The organism is Bacillus sp. SRL543, assembly GCF_984799205.1.
This window is the reverse complement of sequence record NZ_OZ481794.1, coordinates 892,940-910,344: the sequence shown is the minus strand read 5'-3', so window position 1 is coordinate 910,344 and position 17,405 is coordinate 892,940. Positions and strand designations below refer to the sequence as shown.

The 17,405-nt window shown below is 42.9% G+C and carries 16 protein-coding genes; 2 read left to right on the top strand and 14 right to left on the bottom strand.

All coding sequences use genetic code 11. The annotated features are described in order from the left end of the window. Nucleotides 1-22 precede the first annotated feature (22 nt). Nucleotides 23-982, top strand: a complete 960-nt coding sequence (locus AC4E8B_RS04775; RefSeq protein WP_490217356.1) for a LacI family DNA-binding transcriptional regulator — start codon at nt 23-25, stop codon at nt 980-982. Nucleotides 983-1,144: 162 nt separating this feature from the next. Here the strand turns inward: AC4E8B_RS04775 and AC4E8B_RS04770 are convergent, their stop codons facing one another. The 9 genes from AC4E8B_RS04770 to AC4E8B_RS04730 form a co-directional block, all read right to left on the bottom strand. Further along, nucleotides 1,145-1,519, bottom strand: a complete 375-nt coding sequence (locus AC4E8B_RS04770) for an NUDIX domain-containing protein (RefSeq protein WP_490217355.1) — start codon at nt 1,517-1,519, stop codon at nt 1,145-1,147. Nucleotides 1,520-1,578: 59 nt separating this feature from the next. Further along, complete coding sequence (locus tag AC4E8B_RS04765; RefSeq protein WP_490217353.1) at nt 1,579-3,609, bottom strand: DUF4179 domain-containing protein; 2,031 nt, start codon at nt 3,607-3,609, stop codon at nt 1,579-1,581. 194 nt (nt 3,610-3,803) lie between these two features. Beyond that, nucleotides 3,804-5,846, bottom strand: coding sequence for a DUF4179 domain-containing protein (locus AC4E8B_RS04760; protein WP_490217352.1), 2,043 nt, complete (start codon nt 5,844-5,846; stop codon nt 3,804-3,806). A gap of 105 nt (nt 5,847-5,951) precedes the next feature. Continuing rightward, on the bottom strand, nt 5,952-6,803 hold the full coding sequence (locus AC4E8B_RS04755) for a DegV family protein (protein ID WP_490217350.1): 852 nt from the start codon (nt 6,801-6,803) through the stop codon (nt 5,952-5,954). An 84-nt stretch (nt 6,804-6,887) separates the two neighbouring features. After that, nucleotides 6,888-7,238 (bottom strand): hypothetical protein, encoded by a 351-nt coding sequence (locus AC4E8B_RS04750; RefSeq protein WP_490217349.1) that lies wholly within the window; start codon nt 7,236-7,238, stop codon nt 6,888-6,890. 187 nt (nt 7,239-7,425) lie between these two features. Continuing rightward, nucleotides 7,426-8,184: an RQC-minor-1 family DNA-binding protein gene (locus AC4E8B_RS04745; protein WP_490217347.1), complete on the bottom strand. Its 759-nt coding sequence runs from the start codon at nt 8,182-8,184 to the stop codon at nt 7,426-7,428. Nucleotides 8,185-8,229: 45 nt separating this feature from the next. Beyond that, the gene (locus AC4E8B_RS04740) at nt 8,230-9,897 is read right to left on the bottom strand and encodes an SWIM zinc finger family protein (RefSeq protein WP_490217345.1); all 1,668 of its coding nucleotides are present in this window, start codon (nt 9,895-9,897) and stop codon (nt 8,230-8,232) included. Between the two features lie 106 nt (nt 9,898-10,003). Beyond that, the gene (locus tag AC4E8B_RS04735; RefSeq protein ID WP_490217344.1) at nt 10,004-11,140 is read right to left on the bottom strand and encodes an anti-sigma factor C-terminal domain-containing protein; all 1,137 of its coding nucleotides are present in this window, start codon (nt 11,138-11,140) and stop codon (nt 10,004-10,006) included. Next, nucleotides 11,133-11,636, bottom strand: coding sequence for a sigma-70 family RNA polymerase sigma factor (locus AC4E8B_RS04730; protein WP_490217342.1), 504 nt, complete (start codon nt 11,634-11,636; stop codon nt 11,133-11,135). Before AC4E8B_RS04730 ends, AC4E8B_RS04735 begins: the two co-directional genes overlap by 8 nt. Nucleotides 11,637-11,920: 284 nt before the next feature. Here AC4E8B_RS04730 and AC4E8B_RS04725 point away from each other — a divergent pair, with 284 nt between their 5' ends. After that, nucleotides 11,921-12,637: a hypothetical protein gene (locus AC4E8B_RS04725; protein WP_490217341.1), complete on the top strand. Its 717-nt coding sequence runs from the start codon at nt 11,921-11,923 to the stop codon at nt 12,635-12,637. A gap of 120 nt (nt 12,638-12,757) precedes the next feature. Here AC4E8B_RS04725 and AC4E8B_RS04720 read toward each other — a convergent pair whose 3' ends face one another. The 5 genes from AC4E8B_RS04720 to AC4E8B_RS04700 form a co-directional block, all read right to left on the bottom strand. Continuing rightward, nucleotides 12,758-14,314: an IS1182 family transposase gene (locus AC4E8B_RS04720; protein ID WP_490217340.1), complete on the bottom strand. Its 1,557-nt coding sequence runs from the start codon at nt 14,312-14,314 to the stop codon at nt 12,758-12,760. 109 nt (nt 14,315-14,423) lie between these two features. After that, the gene (locus AC4E8B_RS04715; protein WP_490217338.1) at nt 14,424-14,618 is read right to left on the bottom strand and encodes a hypothetical protein; all 195 of its coding nucleotides are present in this window, start codon (nt 14,616-14,618) and stop codon (nt 14,424-14,426) included. 472 nt (nt 14,619-15,090) lie between these two features. Then, complete coding sequence (locus AC4E8B_RS04710) at nt 15,091-15,951, bottom strand: ABC transporter permease (RefSeq protein WP_490217337.1); 861 nt, start codon at nt 15,949-15,951, stop codon at nt 15,091-15,093. After that, the gene (locus AC4E8B_RS04705) at nt 15,864-16,784 is read right to left on the bottom strand and encodes an ABC transporter ATP-binding protein (RefSeq protein WP_490217336.1); all 921 of its coding nucleotides are present in this window, start codon (nt 16,782-16,784) and stop codon (nt 15,864-15,866) included. The genes AC4E8B_RS04710 and AC4E8B_RS04705 overlap by 88 nt, the downstream gene beginning before the upstream one ends. Continuing rightward, entirely contained in the window at nt 16,777-17,364 is a 588-nt protein-coding gene (locus AC4E8B_RS04700) for a TetR/AcrR family transcriptional regulator (RefSeq protein WP_490217335.1), read from the bottom strand. Before AC4E8B_RS04700 ends, AC4E8B_RS04705 begins: the two co-directional genes overlap by 8 nt. Nucleotides 17,365-17,405: the final 41 nt, after the last annotated feature.

Sequence of the window (17,405 nt, the reverse complement as noted above, 5' to 3'; positions counted from 1 at the left end):
CGCAGAGACTGGAGAGAGTATCGTGACAAGCATTAAAGATATAGCAAAAAAGGCAGGTGTCTCTATATCAACTGTTTCCTACGCTCTGAACGGCAACCCCAAGGTTACAGAGGAGACTGCTGCAAAAATCCTGGCGATTGCCAAAGAACTTAATTACGTACCTAATGCCGCCGCACGTTCCTTAAAGAAAAGAGAATCGAAGATAATCGGCGTCTTTCTTACCAATTTTGGAGGAGCTTTTTACGGCCAGCTCCTGCAGGGTATTCAGGATGCCTTGAGCAGCAAAGGCTACGAAATGATAGTGTGCGGAGGCAAAGAGTCCCACCGCTTCATTCCTGAGCGGATGATTGACGGTGCCATTGTTCTCGACTATTCTTTCTCTAGTGAGGAACTGCTGAAGCATGCCGAAAATGGTCATAAGATTGTAGTGATGGACAGAGAACTGTCTCATCCCAATATTAATCAAGTACTTTTGCATAACACATCAGGAGCCACCCTCGCGATTGATTATCTGGTTGAAAAAGGCCACCGCAAAATTTATGCAGTCCAAGGACCTGATGGCTCCTACGATGCTGAACAGCGAATCGAAGCTGTCCGGCAGGCAGTTAAAAGATATCAGTATATCGACTACCACGAACTCCCCGGTGATTTCAATAAACCAGCCGGGGAGAAAGCAGCAGAGCAGATCGTAAAAGAATACACAGAGCCTGTCGCCGTCTTCTGCCTCAATGACGAAATGGCCATCGGCATGTACAATTATCTGGCAAAAACCCAGTACGAAATAGGAAAGCACGTACACATCATCGGTTTCGACAACATCGAGCTCTCCCAATACACCAACCCTAGACTAGCCACAATTGACTACTCAGAAAGTAAATGGGGAGCCGTATCCGCCGAACACCTCTTAAAACTATTAGCTGGCGAACCAGCAGAAAACGAACGAATTTATGTAACATTAATTCCCGGGGATTCAGTGCAATGAGGGGGGCCAGGGGGCCGGGTTCCTTGGCCCGTTTTGAGCCAAGGGGTCAGGTCCCTTGGCCCGGTTTGAGCCAGGGGGTCAGGTCCCTTGGCCTGGTTTGAGCCAAGGGGTCAGGTCCCTTGGCCCGGCTTCAAAAAGAGCCAGGGGGTCTGTCCCCTCGGCTCAAAAGACCTCAGCAAATAACTTCTTACTCTCCCCATGCGCCAGCCGCTCCAGCACCTCATCCCTCGCTACAAACTCAACTCCATCAATCTCGCTGTCTTTAGGATTCAAATCAGACCTGTCCCCCACATACTCAACAACAAACATCGTAGTTTCCTGCCGGCTCCAGCCTGTTTTCTCTGCAAACTCTCTATCAAAATCAAAACAGATCTTTTCCTCCAGCTGTTTTATAACCCTGTATTCAAAAGATCCTGTTTCCTCTGCCAGTTCTCTTAAGATCGCGGCCTTAAGATCTTCATCGCTATCTTCGACCCCGCCCTTAGGGAAATCCCATTCCCCTTTCATTTGTCCTGCCGAACCTTTTAACGAAGCCACAGGGACAGACCCCCTGGCCCAGTTTCAAAAAGAGCCAAGGGACCTGTCCCCTTGGCTCTTTAATCCAATGACATTTTCACAACATCATCCAAATACTTGGTTGTACTGTATCCAAAGATGTCCAATGTTTTAGGCGTCAGGTTATCCCCCTGTATCTTAATGGTCTCAACAGTAGAGAAATGGCGCGGTTTCTTGAGCTTTTCATATATGTCAGGCGATATATTATTCCAATCATACTCTTTGCCATCTATATCAACGAGCACTCCTTCAGAATCCATTTCCATCGAATTGTTGTCAGTTTCTTCTGTCACAATATTGTAGTGAAATGATTCATATGCACGATCCTTAATTTCATGATTGCTTATGACCACTGTGGTAGGCTGGCCAATTTCCACTTTATCGATTGAAATGGTGCTGCCTGCATACTCAAAGGTTTGCGGGTACTGTTTGGAAGGATCAAGTGGAATAGATTTATTGTCATCAACCGACAAATATAACCTGCTTAATTTCACCTTAATCTCCTTTGTCTTCTTTTCAAAAAGAGGTTCAAAGTGTGCTTGGAAACTGTATGAGTCCAAGGAGGATCCGCCATAAGGATCCGCAATTAGTTTTTTCTTGTTCACTTCTAAACTGGCAAATTCCATATTGTCTATCCGTTTCTTACCTGACTGCTCAAAGCCCATGTTATATTGCAGAATGGTAGCTGTTGGCGCCAAAATTAATTTTTCGAACTGAACGGGAAATCCCTCAATGTCTATTTCCTCATCCAATGCATACTCAGCAGAAGGCTGCTTTACCACAGGAATCTCAATGTTCCAGTCCCCTCTTTTTTCATACTCCGTATTTTCGCTTCGAATGGCGGCATCACCAACCAATTTCATCATCCTGGTAATTTTAAGTTTGACGGTCCCGCTGTCCTCTTTCAGCGGCCGAAGACTGATTTTCCCATGATAGATGTTCTGTTTTTCCTTATTTAAATCTGACTCCAAGTCAGGTGGATTGTAGGGAGGATACACTTGTTCCTCCATGATTTTCTGCTCATTCTCCACATAAACGCCATCATCAAAATTAATCATATATTGATTGTTTTCCTTCGTATCTTCAATCTCATAAAAAATCATCGTCTGAATATCATCAGCAATCACGCTCTTGATTTTAATTTTAACCCCCTCACTCTTGGCCTCCAGGTTCAGCCTTTCACCAAGGTCCGCCTGCAGAAAAGAGCGCAGCTCCGGATTTTCCTCTGTCCAGGTATAATAGACTTTGGCAAAAGCGCCTGTAAAGAAACCGGTGCACATGAGTATAGTGAATACACTTGCAGCAATAAATCCGATTTTTTTACGTTTGCTGTTTCTTTGCTGCCTCATGTGCTCAGTTTCGGAAATTCTTCTTTTAATGCTATCCATAAAGCCGGCCGGAACCTGGAAATCCTCCATGAGGTTCGTCAAATGCAGCTGGGCTCCCTGAAAAGAAGCCAGATCATCCTGGCAATCCCGGCAGTGGTACACATGCTTTTCAAACTCAATTTTCTCTGGCCGTTCCATATTTCTTTCAAGGTAATCAAGGTAAAACGTTTGATACCCCGGGCAGCCATTAAACTGCTCCCCATATCTCAAATCGTTTCTGAGCGACTGGATTCCAGAAACCAGCAGATCCTTCACCTCTGTAACAGAAAGCTGGAGAAGGCTGGCTGTTTCCTCATTAGACAGCCCCCTCAGATAAGTAAAAACCAGCGCTTCTCTCTCTTGCACATTCAAATGATCAAGCGCGTTGAACAAAGCCTGCTCCGTATTATTTCCCTCTGAACTCTCTAAACTTTTGTTAGCCTCAAGCTCCCGGCACTTATGTATAAAAATCGCTGTCACCCATGCTTCAAATGACGTTTTGCTATTTATTTTCGAAAAATCCTTTTGCACTTTTAATATAGTCTGCAAAAAAATCTCCTCGAGTTGCTGCTGGTCCCTGAGATATGGCCAGCCAAGCACATAAAAAAGCTGCTGATGCCTCCCGAACCAATCAACAATCGACCTAAGATCATTTTGACTTATCTCTGCAGGTAAATTAGCATTCTCTCTTGCTGGGATAATCAATCTGTTCCCCCCTCTGAGCCAGGGGGACAGGTCCCATGGCCCACTTTCAATAAAATAGGGCAGTAACCCTGTCCCCTCACCCCAATTTCACCATATCTATTCCTTCAGCAATTTTTCCCACAATGAAAGATCCCCCAAGGCAGTCTTAAAAAGAGCCAAGGGACCTGTCCCCTTGGCTCAGCGCCCGGCCCCAATCATAATTCAAGCGAAACCTCAAAAACATCATCCAAATACTTGGATGCCCTATACCCGTAAAACTCAAGTGCTTTAGGTATCACATTTTTCTCATGAATCTTTATGCTTTCTTCAGTAGTGATATAACGAGGTTTATCCAGTTTTTCAAATTCATTGGGTGTTAGTTTATTGGCATCATATTCGTTTCCATTTTTATCAATAAGGACACCTTCAGATCCCATCTCTATCGAAGGCATTTGACCTTTCTCGGTGAGAACACCAAAGTCAAGGGTGTCATATGATCGTTCTTTTTCATGATTGCTTATGATGATTGTGGTTGGCTCTCCTATCTCAAACTTGTCGATGGAGATGGTGCTGCCTGCATATTCAAATGTTTGAGGATAGTCTTTTTTTGCATCCAGCTCAATAACTTTGTTGTCCTGGAAGGATAAATACACCAGATCCATATACAACTTAACCTTGTTTGCGTGTTTGTCAAAAAGAGGTTCAAATTGTGCTTGGTTATTATAAGATGAGCTGGCCAGGCTTCCATATAGATCAACTTTCAGTTCCTTCCTGTTCACTTCCAGCTGCTCAAAATTGATATTTTCTAACCGCTTTTCCGGCAATTTATTATTAATTCCATATTCCAGAATTGTTGCGGTTGGTGCAAACGTCAGCTTTTTCAGCCGAACGGTGACCCCTTCCACCTTAATTTCTTTCTCCATTTTATACTCGGTGGAGGGCTTTTTGTCTGCAAAGATTTCAAAGTCCCACTCCCCTGTTTCATAATCCGGGTTCCCATATGGGCTGAAAATACTTTGTTCAGAAAAGTCGCCGGGTAATTTCATCATCTGTGTTATTTTAAGTTTGATTGTTTCGCTATCCTCCTTGAGCGGCGGCAGGCTCAATTTTCCATGGTAGATATTCTGATCTTTCTTATTTAATTCGGACTCCAGGTCAGGAGGCTGGTACTGAGGGTAAAATTGACCTTTAAAAATTTTCCAATCGTCCTGCACAGAAATCCCTTCATCATAGTTAATCATATACTTATTGTTTCTCTTCGTATCTTCTATTTCATAAAAAATCAGGGTCTGATACTTATCAGCAATCACACTCTTAATCTTGATTTTCACCCCATCGCTTTCCGCTTCCAGATTCAGCCTTTCAGCCAGGTCTGCCCTGAGAAAAGCCCGCAGCTCCGGGTCTTCCTCTTTCCATTTATAATAGGCATCCGCGAAGGTTCCTGTGAAAAATCCGGTACACATGACTAAGACAAAAACGCTTGCAGCAATAAAAGCAATCCTGATCCGTTTGCCAGCTCTTTGCTGCCTGCCTTTTTCCGTCTCAGCAATACGTTCCTTGACGCCCACCATAAACCCGGCCGGCACCTGGAATTCCTCCAGGTTTTCCGTAAACTGCAATTTCACTTCCTGAAAAGAAGCCAGATCCTCCTGGCAATCCCGGCAGTGGTACACATGCTTTTCAAACTCGATTTTCTCTGGCCTCTCCAGGTTTCTTTCAAGGTAATCCAGATAAAATTTTTGATACTCCGGGCAGCCATTGAAGTGTTCACCTTCACTCAGTGCTTCTCTAAGAAACTGGATTCCGGAGCGCAGCAAATCTTTCACCTGTTCAGCTGAACTCCTCCCAAGGACAAGAGCTGTATCCTCTGCAGAAAGTCCCTGCATATAAGTATAGACCAGCGCTTCCCTCTCCTGACCGTCCAACTCGCCAAGAGCACCAAATAGCTTTTCATAAATCCCGCCGGCCGCTGCAGCTTCCAGGCTCAAGCCACCTGCAAGCTCCCTGCATTTATGTATATAAATTGATCTAAGACTATTCTCAAATGACGCTTTGCTTCTAACCTTAGCCAATTCTTTCTGTGATATTAAAATAGCCTGATAAAACAGTTCTTCCATCTCCTGCTGATTTCTAACATAAGACCAGCCTAGTATATAAAGCGACCGCTGATGCTTCTCGAACCAATCAACAATCGACTGTATAACGTTTTCACTTATATCTGCAGGTAAATTAACATTCACTTTATTTGGGATAATCAACTAGTTTCCTCCCCTCTATTTCCTAATTATACCTGTTAGTGAGCCAGGGGGACAGGTCCCCTGGCTCACTTAAAAAAAGAGCCAAGGGACCTGTCCCCTTGGCTCCTAAAGCTCTAATCCCGCCACTCCAAAACCGCCGGCTCCAGAGTGGGTGGAGATCATGCCGCCAGCTTGAATCCACTTTACGTCTTTGAATCCAGCATCTGCGGCAATTTCGTCCATCCGCTTCTTAATTGTTTCATCAAGACCGATTGAGTAAATGAAGTAAAGCTGCTCTCTTTCAATCTTGTAGTCATTCAAATAATCCTGCATCAATTTTTCAGCCACAGTGCTCATTTTTCCGCGATACTTTTTCGTCGAGACGAGCTTGCCATCAACTAATTCTATACAAGGTTTTATTTTTAATAGTGTCCCGCCAAGATACGCCATATTGCTTACGCGCCCGCCGGCTCTTAAGAAATCCAGGCTGCCCGGTATGAAAGCCAGCCTGGACTTCGGCACGATGGCTTCTATTTTTTCAACAAGAGCTGCAGGCTCAATGCCAGGCTCTTTTTCCAGCTGTTCCGCTGCATAGATGACAACGGCGGCCAGTCCGCCTGTCACGTTCAGGGCATCAATGAGGAATAAATCCTCAAATTCCTCCGATGCGATCACGGCATTCTGAAAAGAAGACGAGGCTTTGCTTGTATAGCCAATATGGATAATGATGCAATCAGGATTATCCGCTTTTATCTTCGCAAAAAACTCCTCGTATTCATAGGCATTAGTCGACGTCGTAGAAGGGATTTTTTTCGTACGAGCATAATAATCATAGATATCTTCAACCGGCAAATGGCCATCCAAATAATCCGTCCCATCCATGACAATATGCATCGGCACCACTTGAATATTGTACCTTACAGCTAAATCCCCCGGTAAATCCGCGCCGCTTTCAGTTGTTAAAATTATCTTCCTCACTTATTTCGCCTCCTGAATTAGGAGCCATGGGGACAGACCCCCTGGCCCAGTCTCAAAACGGGCCAGGGGACCTGTCCCCATGGCTCATTCCACATTATTAATCGAAAGAATCATATTCTTATAATGCCTTTGTTTCTGGGTCAAGATTATTTCAGGACCATCATCTTCTTCTATTAAATCGGCATATACTACACTCTGCCCGTCATCCATCGCATTATAGTATTTGCTATATAAGACTTCCAGCAGAGATTCATATTGATATAAGGATTCTGACACAATAAAATCCTGCTGCCTATTTGCCTGATACACGAAAATCTCAGAATCAAACTCTTCTCGTGTAATATATAGTTCTTTCTTATATTGGAATAAGAAAAAGTTCATCCTCTCCGTATACAAGATCATACAATTTCTGATTGCCCTGGATAACTGATTCATTTCGCGGTCGTATTCAGAAGTGGAGAAAACCATCCCTGTTTTCCCCGCTCTTTTGCATGCCTTGCAAATATGCTGCCTGTGACCCTTCCCGCTAAACTTTTCATTAGGCTTATCCATGCCGCATCCTATGCAAAAATGCCCTCGTTTTTCCTTCTTTCCCAATTGCTATTGCTCCTTATCTAAAATCCTAATGCTCCCAGTTGAAAAACTCCCTCAACTCACGTGATTCCCGGCATCCGCTGCATCTCTTGGGAAGCGCAAAACCCTTCTGCTTAAAAAATTGCTGTTCACCAATAGAAAAAGTGAATTTGTCTCCGCATTCATAGCATTTTAATAGAAGATTTTGAGGAGCTGAACCTTTTAAAGCTTCATCCATTTTCAGTTTTCGTTCCTCGGCTGCCTCGTTATCTGTCTGCTTATTTTCTTCCAGCAGATTAATGGTCTCCCTAATTGCGGCGCGGACTTTTTTATATTCAATTCTTTCCCATAACGCCAAGTAAGGTATAAATTCTTTGTTTCTGGATTCCTTGATTTTTTCCAGCATCAAAAGGATCATCTCGCGATTTCGATCCTTTAAATACTGCATATCCGGTTCCAGTACTCCCTGGTGGATCCAGTCCTTCCATTCATAGATCAATTCATCGGCCATCTGGTCAGCTTCAATCAGCCAGCCCCTCTCCGTAAACACAATCATCGGGAGTTTCCCCTGATACTCTATATCCAGAAAGTCATGGTCCAGCATCCAGTCAATTTTCCTCATCACTTCTTCCAGCTTTTCTGCCCGATAATAACCGTAAACAGGGGACTTGTCCAATCCAAACTCCAGCACCTTTTTCTCTTTTGAACCTTTCAAAATCTTGGCAAGAAGTGTCCTGCCTCCCTGAAGAATAATTCCGTTTGCGCCCCTCAAAATAGCTTTTATTTCATCATGAGATAAATCTGGCATATGAATGTCAACTCCTTTTTGAGCCATGGGGACAGACCCCCTGGCTCACCGTATCTTCTCCAGCTCATCCAAAAACGCCGGCCTTCTTTTTTGATCCTCGAGCAGCACTTCGATGATTTCATTTTGCTCTGGCTTGCCTGCAATTTTCTTGAACCTGTTTAACTTCCGGCAAACCTCCCGATACTGGCTTCTATTGGATGCAGATTTTGCTTCATTATAGATATATGCCCTGTATATCCCGGTAACTTCTTCCTTATAATGTTTTGCGAGCTTTCCGGCATATCTTTCAATATAGCTGAGATTTTTCCGGACAAAGATCATAAGCTCTTCCGTATCATTTTCCTTTTCTATCAATTGAAGCAGGAGGCGTTCATTTTTCCATCTATTATTCCCCTTCAGCTCTTCCTTAAGCTTCTCATAAAACCGTTCATTCTCTTTTCCAAGCTCTTTCAGCTCCCCGTACAAGCCAAAGTCGCCATCTAAAAACAGTTCCCTCGCCAATGATTGCTGCTCTTCTTTCCTTCCAAGGGCTTTATATGCTTTGTACCGGTATTCCTTCCAATTGGTTACCAGTCCAGCATACTCTCTATCCTGGTCCTCTCCAGCCAAAGCAACTTCGATGACTTTTTCGTAATGGCTTTCCTCCAGATATTTCTCCAGCAGCTGCTTTCTAAAAGAGGAAAAGTGCAGGTGCTCCTGCATAAACTTCATCGCTTCCTCTGCCGGCCCATACTGATCAAGCAGCTGGTATAATAGCTGAAGCAGGCTTTCCTTCCTGTATTTCGAATACCTATCATCCGGCGCTTCTCTTAGTAGCTGGGACTCAATAATATTTCTTAATTGTTCTCTATAATAATCAGTCGAGGCAAATATCAGACAAATTTGGAGAAGGTCAATCTGGAATTCGTCCCAGCCATCAAACATGTTACTATTTGCAGCCTTCAATAGCTTGTTGAACACCACTTCCCCCTGGTCACTTCCAGCAGCATCCATGGCGATTTCCTCAATCTTCTCGAGAGTTCCCTTGATTAGAAAACCAACGTCCCCATCTGAATCATCTGTATATTGAAAGGAAGCTATAGCTTCCTCCAGAAGTAACAAAGAAATATCAGCAGCCAGCTCCGGCTCACTGACATCACCCGCTTTTTCGAGGACTGTTTCCAGCTCGATCGTAAACCGGCCAGCGTTCCTGGAAGTAATGAAACCGCCCCGGCCTTTATACTCCCTCACAATATCCTTGATCAGCTTTTTGCATGCCTTCAGCTCTTGTTTGCTGTCTCCCTTTACATATTTCATTAAGACTTTTCTTTCAAGTCCTTCATCATGAAAGGTCGCTTCCACGATGATTTGAATCAATTCTTCCTTTGATAAATCAGCCAGGACATCTTCCAGAACCGGAACTTTCTCAATTTTTTTCACTGCTCCATGTTCCTTCTTAACTTCATCCAACATTCCCGCCAGCTGGTAAAAAGCTGCAGCCTGATGCTTGCAGATCGGGCCATAATCATAGGGACAATCACATTCGGAATCGGCAATCTCCCCATCTTCCTCAATCTCTACCCACACCTCATAAATATCCGTCCCCTCCGCTTGGAAAAAATACTTATTTTCAGCATTGGTTTCTATATGCTCCAAGCGCCCGTCTATATAATAATCATGCCCTCTGTCGAGAATCGTGGCATCAATTGCATTTTTAAAATTGCTTAATTTCATGTCCCATCCTCCCTTATGGGCCGGGGGGACAGACCCCCTGGCCCATTCTCAAAACGGGCCGAGGGACCTGTCCCCCTGGCTCTCGAGGCATCCCTGCCCCGCTCAACTACCAATTCCACAGCCTCTTCTCCCCTATCTTCGCGCTCCCCACCCAATCTTCCTCTTTCAGCTTCAAGAGTTCCTTCGATGGGCCGGTTACAACTGCACCGTAGAGCCGGACGCCATTTTTTTCAACGTAATCGATCTTGGCTTTCAGCTCTTCTTTTGATTGCCAGTGGAGTGACCGGGTCCTGCGTTGATATTCTTCAATCAAGTGGAGGGCTTTCAAGAATTCTGCTTCCCTTTTCTCCCCGTCGCCATATGATTCTATGCTTTCTGTTTCGCTAATTTCTGTAGAATATCCTCCTAATAATCCTTTTTTCTCTTCTTTTGATACTGTCTTAAAGTCAGATCTGAAGCCATAACCCATATATGGGAAGCCAAATGGCTCCGCGGGGCCTATCGGATTTCTCTCACGCTCGTTTTCCCGCCCTGTATCCGCAGCCATCCAGACGGGCATCATTTCTTTATCTTCCATCTTTTTTAAAAATTCGTTTGTGCTCATATAGTCTGTGAAGGTGATATACAATTCCGATACCGTTCCCTCGGGCAATTTTTCCAGCTGGTCGAAACCGTCTGTAATCTGATAGTTCACAACGTTCTCGGGATAAAAGAAACGCTGACCGCCTAATAGGCCATTCGGCAATTCAAACGAAAACCAACCGAAAAGGAATTTCGTCTTGAATCGATCAACAATTTCCTCCTCCCTGCCTATCATTTTGCGAATCTCTCCATCGTAAGTCATGGTAAATACACCAGTGTTCATCCCTGTGCTTCCTATCCTAATATTAGGCTGGGTTGTCTCTACAGCGGCCTTAATCGCATCTGCATATACATCTTGCCGATCCGGCTCTCCCCATGAATAAAAAACTGCCGAGGTAACCCAGCCGACAATCAGAAACAGCAGAAGCAATGATAAAGCCGTCCACGCATTCTGCAGGCGGGCCTTCCACTTTCCTTTCTTGACCAGCTTCTTCTCAAGTGAAGGTCCCTTTTCCAGTTCCTCTTCCGAACCCATCAATGAATCTAAATAGGATTGATATAATTCCATTTTATCCAATTCTTTTTCCACTTCTTCAGTTTCTTCCTTAGAAAGCAGCCCATTACTATAATCCTCAAGCTTTTTCTTAAAATCCTCACTCATCTTCTTCACCTCTCTCAAAGTCACGCAGCTTCTTCCTCGCACGGAACACCAGCAATCTAGCATTTGATTCTGATGTCCCCAAGATTTCTGACGCTTCCCTGTATGTAAAATCATGCACGGTCACAAGAAGCAACGCCTGTTTCTGAGATTCCGGCAGCCTCTGCATCCGTTCTATCACCTCGACTAGCTTTTCCTGCTGAAAAACGCGATGCTCCACAGATGCTCCAGTGTCTCTCATCACAGAGAAAAAATCTTCCGACTGAATGCTTTCTCTCTTCCGCTTCCGGATATGGTCTATATACGCATTCTGAGCAACCCGGAAAAGCCACGGCCGGATCTTCTCCTCATGCAAATCTTCAATATGCAAATACGCGCGGTAAAACGTCTCCTGCATCATATCCTCCGCAGTAGCCCGGTCCGCAGACAGAGACAGCAAATAGCGAAGCACATCCCTCGCATACTCCTCATACAAACCATCCAAAGACAACTTTGCCATTCGCCACCTCCCTCTGCAGTATACACGGATGAAAAAGGCATTTGTTTCTAATTTTTTGAGGCATGGGTTTTCCCCTCTTAATTAAAAAGAGGGACTAAACCTGCACCCTGACCCATCCTCAATCTGTCAGCCAAAAAAAAGAGATTGACGATAGACACTAAATTAATAGTACATTTTTACTCAAATACAATTTTCCAGTGAGTAAATTATACTAATATACCTCACAAGTCTATGAAATTTCATGAAAATTAAATTCCAATTTCATCTAAAGGAGTGTTAAGCAAATGTTAAGAAGAAAATTTTTTGCCTCAGCTCTATCTTTGTCAGTTATGACTATGCCCTTGGCCTCCAATCTGGTTGAAGCTTCTGAAGCACCAGAAGCATCTCTTAATGTAATGGAAAACAATAGCATTCAGAATTTTGAATATGATGGGGTGACATATACAGTACAGGAAAGTAGTAATGTACGTACTGTGGATGCGACAACTTCAGCAGGTACAAAGACATTTATTACAGACAAAAGCACTGGTCGTATTACTGTTAAAAGTGATTATCTAAGTGATTCTCAAAGAAAAGATTTAGAAGATCAAGCAAATTCTATTGTTCTAGAAGTAGAGTCAGATAACTCTTCTAATAATTCTATTGAGGTCTCTACCTCCAATTCAAGTGAAGTAGGAATACAATCAATAGTTGGTTCCTGGGCATGGTCAAAATGGGATAGTTATACAATTACAGCAAATGGTAAATTTACCGCACAGGTAATTACACAGACTCTTTTAAGTCTAATTCCAGGAATAGGCCCTTATGCAGGTGCTTTTGCTACAATTATGATTCAATATAACCTTAAAACTGGTTACTACAAAAGACGTGGTGCAACCGCTTTAGACTCGGATCCGAATTATTTGTGGTCAAAAATACAGTTTAATCTATATAAAGATAGTGCACGTACCAATCTAATAAGTTCAAAAACTACATCTGCACAAAAAGTAAGAGTATATTAAAAAATGAGGCTGACTCAAAAGGTCGTTGATTTACGATCTTTTGGGTCAGTTTTTTTGTTATTTGAAAAAATTTGGGTATTTTTGGAGGCTAATGGTAGCGTTGAGAGGATAGATGCCCCTTTATTGTGCTTTTTCTTTTGGTTTCTTAGTGATGGAATCCCATTTTAGTAAATTATGCGCAACGCAAATAAGCCCCCAATCTGTCAGATTTTTTGAGAGTCCTCGGTAGGAAAAACGGTTAAATTCCCTATTGTATTTAATTTGACCAAATACCGGCTCAACCTCTATTTTCCTCTTCCGGTACTTTTGATCTCCTTTTTCAGTCGACAGCTTTTCGCGGATTTCTTTTCGCTGCTTTTGGTTTTTTATAGAGACCTGAACGGTCTTTACATCTTTGTCTTTTGCACATGATGACAGGAAAGGGCAACCGTGGCAGTCAGTGCACCGGTAGGTCCGTTTAACCGATTCATATCCATTATCTGAGGTTTTTTTGCTTTCATATTGGAAGGTTAACCTCTTTCCATTTGCGCAGATCCACTCATCCAATTCCTCATCATATTCCATATTTTCAATTCGGCCCACTTGTTCTTTCCATGCTTTCGTTGTTTCCTTATCGATAGTGCTGTACTTGATGAGCGCTTCAATTTCCTCTCCCTCACAATGGGAGTAGTTTTCCTCGCTGCCATAACCAGAATCGGCAATCACTGTTTTTGGGTTTGGGCGCTTGTACTTTTTTAAAATATTTAAGTGTGGAATAAAACATCCTGGATCTCCTGCTCGCTGATGAAGGCTGAAGCCAACGACAAACTGATTTTCTGTCCCAATTTGGACATTATATCCGGGTTTTAGCTGACCGTTTTTCATGTGATCTTCTTTCATTCTCATGAATGTGGCATCTTTATCAGTTTTGGAATAGCTGTTTCGGTCCTCAAATGTCGCTTTCTGTTCTTCATATTTTTGTTTACGTGGCAGAAGATCCTTTTTTAATTGACGATGCGCCTTTTTTAAAGGTTTATTTTTAGGATCTTGTTCTAGCCGTTCTTCAAGTTTCTTGACTGTGTTTGCAATTTTTTCAGAGGTAATTGGTGATTCCTCCAGTTTCTCCTGAAAGCCCAATTCCTGTTCTGCTTTTTCATCTTCACTCGTAACCAGTTCAATGTCCATGACAATCTGACGGAACTTCTCATCCAGTTGCTTATCATATCTTTCGGTAGCCTTTCTCCAAACAAAAGTATATCTGTTGGCGTTGGCTTCTATTTTGGTGCCATCAAGAAAGTAATCCTCCAGCTTAACGAGGCCTTCCTCCCGGAGGAGGTCTACAATGGAGAAGAAGGTTTCATAGATAACATCCTTCATTCGTTCAGTCCTGAACCGGTTAATGGTTCTGAAATCTGGCTGCTGTTCGCCTGAAAGCCACATAAAGAAAATATTTTCGGTTAATTGTTTGGCAATTTGGCGAGATGAATAGATGCGGTTGGCATACGCGTACAAAATGACTTTCAACATCATTTTTGGGTGATAGGGAGGACGGCCTCCTCCAGGATAGAGGGAAGTAAAAATAGTGGGGTTCATTTGATTGACCGCAAGGTCAATTAGCCGGGCAAGGTGCTGTTCGGGTATGAGGACTTCAATATCCATTGGAAGGGTCAGTTGGTTCGTGTTATACTGTTTGTACATAAGAAAATCGATCCTTTCTTTTTATAATGGTTGTTGTGGTGACTTCATTATATCAAAAGGATCGATTTTCTTCTTTTTTTTGCCCAAAAAGAAAAGGATGCCCCAAAAGTTATACTTTTGGGACATCCTCATTTTTTTCATTGTTGCTTTTCTTTGGGATAATAAAAAACTGAAATACACCAAATAAAATAGACAACGCCATCAAAGCATAAAATCCATATTCACGTGGAACTGTAAAATAAACGATCGCAAGGGCAATAACAAATACTAAATATCCTAAGTAGTACTTTTTATTAAAAGTCACTAGCAAGACCTCCTTTATATAAGGATACCATAAAATTGGAAATTACTTAACAGGTCTTTAGAGGTAAATAGTCTCCTCATCCTAAAAGCCATGAACCTCGGGTAACACAAGACATGAAAATGTTCTGATATTAAGGTAAAGGACATAAAACATTTCCTAGTAAGCAAAGCTGCTCACTTTAATTAGACTCAGGGCTACTTTTAACCTTTTCATAATGGGGCCGGGGGGTCAGGTCCCGTGGCCCGGTTTGAGCCGAGGGGTCAGGCCCCGTGGCCCGGTTTGAGCCGGGGGGTCAGGCCCCGTGGCCCGGTTTGAGCCAGGGGGTCAGGTCCCATGGCCCGGTTTGAGCCGAGGGGTCAGGCCCCGTGGCCCGGTTTGAGCCGAGGGGTCAGGCCCCGTGGCCCGGTTTGAGCCGAGGGGTCAGGCCCCGTGGCCCAGTCTCAAAAAGAGCCAAGGGACCTGTCCCCTTGGCTCATTTCTGGTCAGCATACCTCCACCATGCAAATGTTGCGGCTGTTCCCAGCAGCCCTGCTGCTAATACAATGAAATAGCTGGCCAGCGGGAGGTCCATTTCACCGGCTGCACCTGCATAGATTCCAGGGATACTCCAGGGAAAATAGGCTCCGTGTCCCATTGTCCCCATTATATTTCCTATGAATATCACCAATATTAGAAAGCCTAATGGCGATAAATAACCTTTGCCAATACAAGCGAAATAGCCAATGGGGGGACTTAACAGGATGACCAATAGTGTGCTTATAAAATACATCCCCATATCTGACAAAAAGAGATGATAATCGAAGCCAGGAATAGAGATCAATAAACCTAATATCGTTGCGGATATAAACATCACAACCGATAATAAAATGCTCCAAATTCCAGCGGCAATGAATTTAGCAGCGGGGATGGCCATTCTTGATAAAGGCAAAGCAAACAAATCCTTTGCAGTTCCATCAGAAAATTCCCTGCCGAAAGTCCAGCTGGTAATAAAACCGAATATAATGATACCGCCCACTGAAATCATTTGTGAAATGGCATTTAAATAGGAAGCCCAATCTTTAATCGGCATGATGTCCGCTTTTTGGGCAACGATCCCCGAGGACTGCGCCATTTCCGGGTGCATAGCAATAAAGGCAAATAATGCAGCAGCCAGAGGCAACAGCAGCATACTTATAAAAGTAAGAATAAAGATCTTTGATTTAAATATTTTTTGGAACTCAGTTGCCACAACAGTAACTAAGCTGTTCATAATGAAACCTCCTTTTCTCCTATGATTCTTAGAAAATAGGTTTCTAAATCTTCGTATTTCACCACCAGTTTTTTCGGCGGACACCCGCTGTGAACTAAAATCTCCGCGAGTTTTTCAGGAAATTGCACAGCTTTATCATCCTTGCAGCTCAAGCCCTCTTCTGTAAGCAGGACGGAATAGCCTCTGCTTTCAAGCGTTATTTTTGCCCTCTTATTATCCTTTGTATCAATAAAGACCTTTTTCTCTCTCAAATGCTCAAAGTCATCTGCGTTAAATTCTTTCATTAACTTCCCTTTATGAATAATACCGATTCGATCAGCTATTTTTGAAATCTCTCCAAGGAGATGACTTGATATCAGAATAGTGACTCCCTGACTTTTAGCCAGATGCTGCAGCAAATTGCGTATTTCAACGATACCGGCAGGATCCAGACCATTTGTCGGCTCATCTAAAATAAGAATTTCAGGACTATGAATCAATGCTTTTGCTATCCCGAGCCTTTGTTTATTCCCAAGCGATAAGTCTCTCGCTTTTGTATCCCTATAATCCGACAAACTTAAGTTTTCTATGATTTTCATTGTCGCTGACTTGTCTTTTAAATTTCTAAGCTTTCTAGCCAATTCAAGATTTTCAGAAACGGTCAGTTCCGGATTAGAATTTGGCGTTTCAACCACATATCCCACTTTTTCCCATAAATTAAATTTCCCGGCATCCACAGCTTCTCCCTTAATAAAGGCTTTGCCTTGGGATGGTTTGATCATTCCCAGCAGCATTCTGATCATTGTCGTTTTGCCTGCACCATTAAGACCTAAAAATCCATATATCTCCCCCTTGCCAACACGAATGGACACCTGATTAACTGCAAAAAGTTCACCATAAGATTTTGAAATATTTTCTGTCGAAATGATACTACTCATCCTCACTCACCACCTTCTCCACAAGTGACTCGATTAAGATTGCGGAGACCAATTCATGATCCTCATCATTAGAATTCTGAATGCAGGCAATCATAGCCTTTTGCAGAATTTTAACCACAATGGGTGCATCATAATGAAACTTTATATTATGCTTTTCAAAAATCTCAAATTTCACAATATCTGATTTAAGTTCAGCCTCCACCTTTTCCGCTGGCAATTTTCTATAAAGCAACTCAATGACTTCCGAATCAATCATATCCAGGAGAGGATAGTATTTTAATTTTTCCAAAGCTGTTTTCATGAATTCAGAAACCTTCTGCTTATTCGAATAAGATGCGTTAGCTAAAATAGGTTCAAGATCATGAAATAACTTTTCCTGATAATAAGAACTGATGTCCAGGAAAAGTTCCTCTTTCGTTTGATAAAATGTGTAAAACGATCCTTTCGCAATATGTGCCGCACCCGCCAGCGCTTCCACCGTAACTTTCTTGATGCCATGCGCCGCAAACAACTTTAGCCCTTCCTCTCTAAGCATGGAAATAATTCTCTCTCTTTCAGCTTCCGAAAAACCCTTCGGCATCTTGCTCACCCCTAAATTATATATGACTATTTTTGTTTATT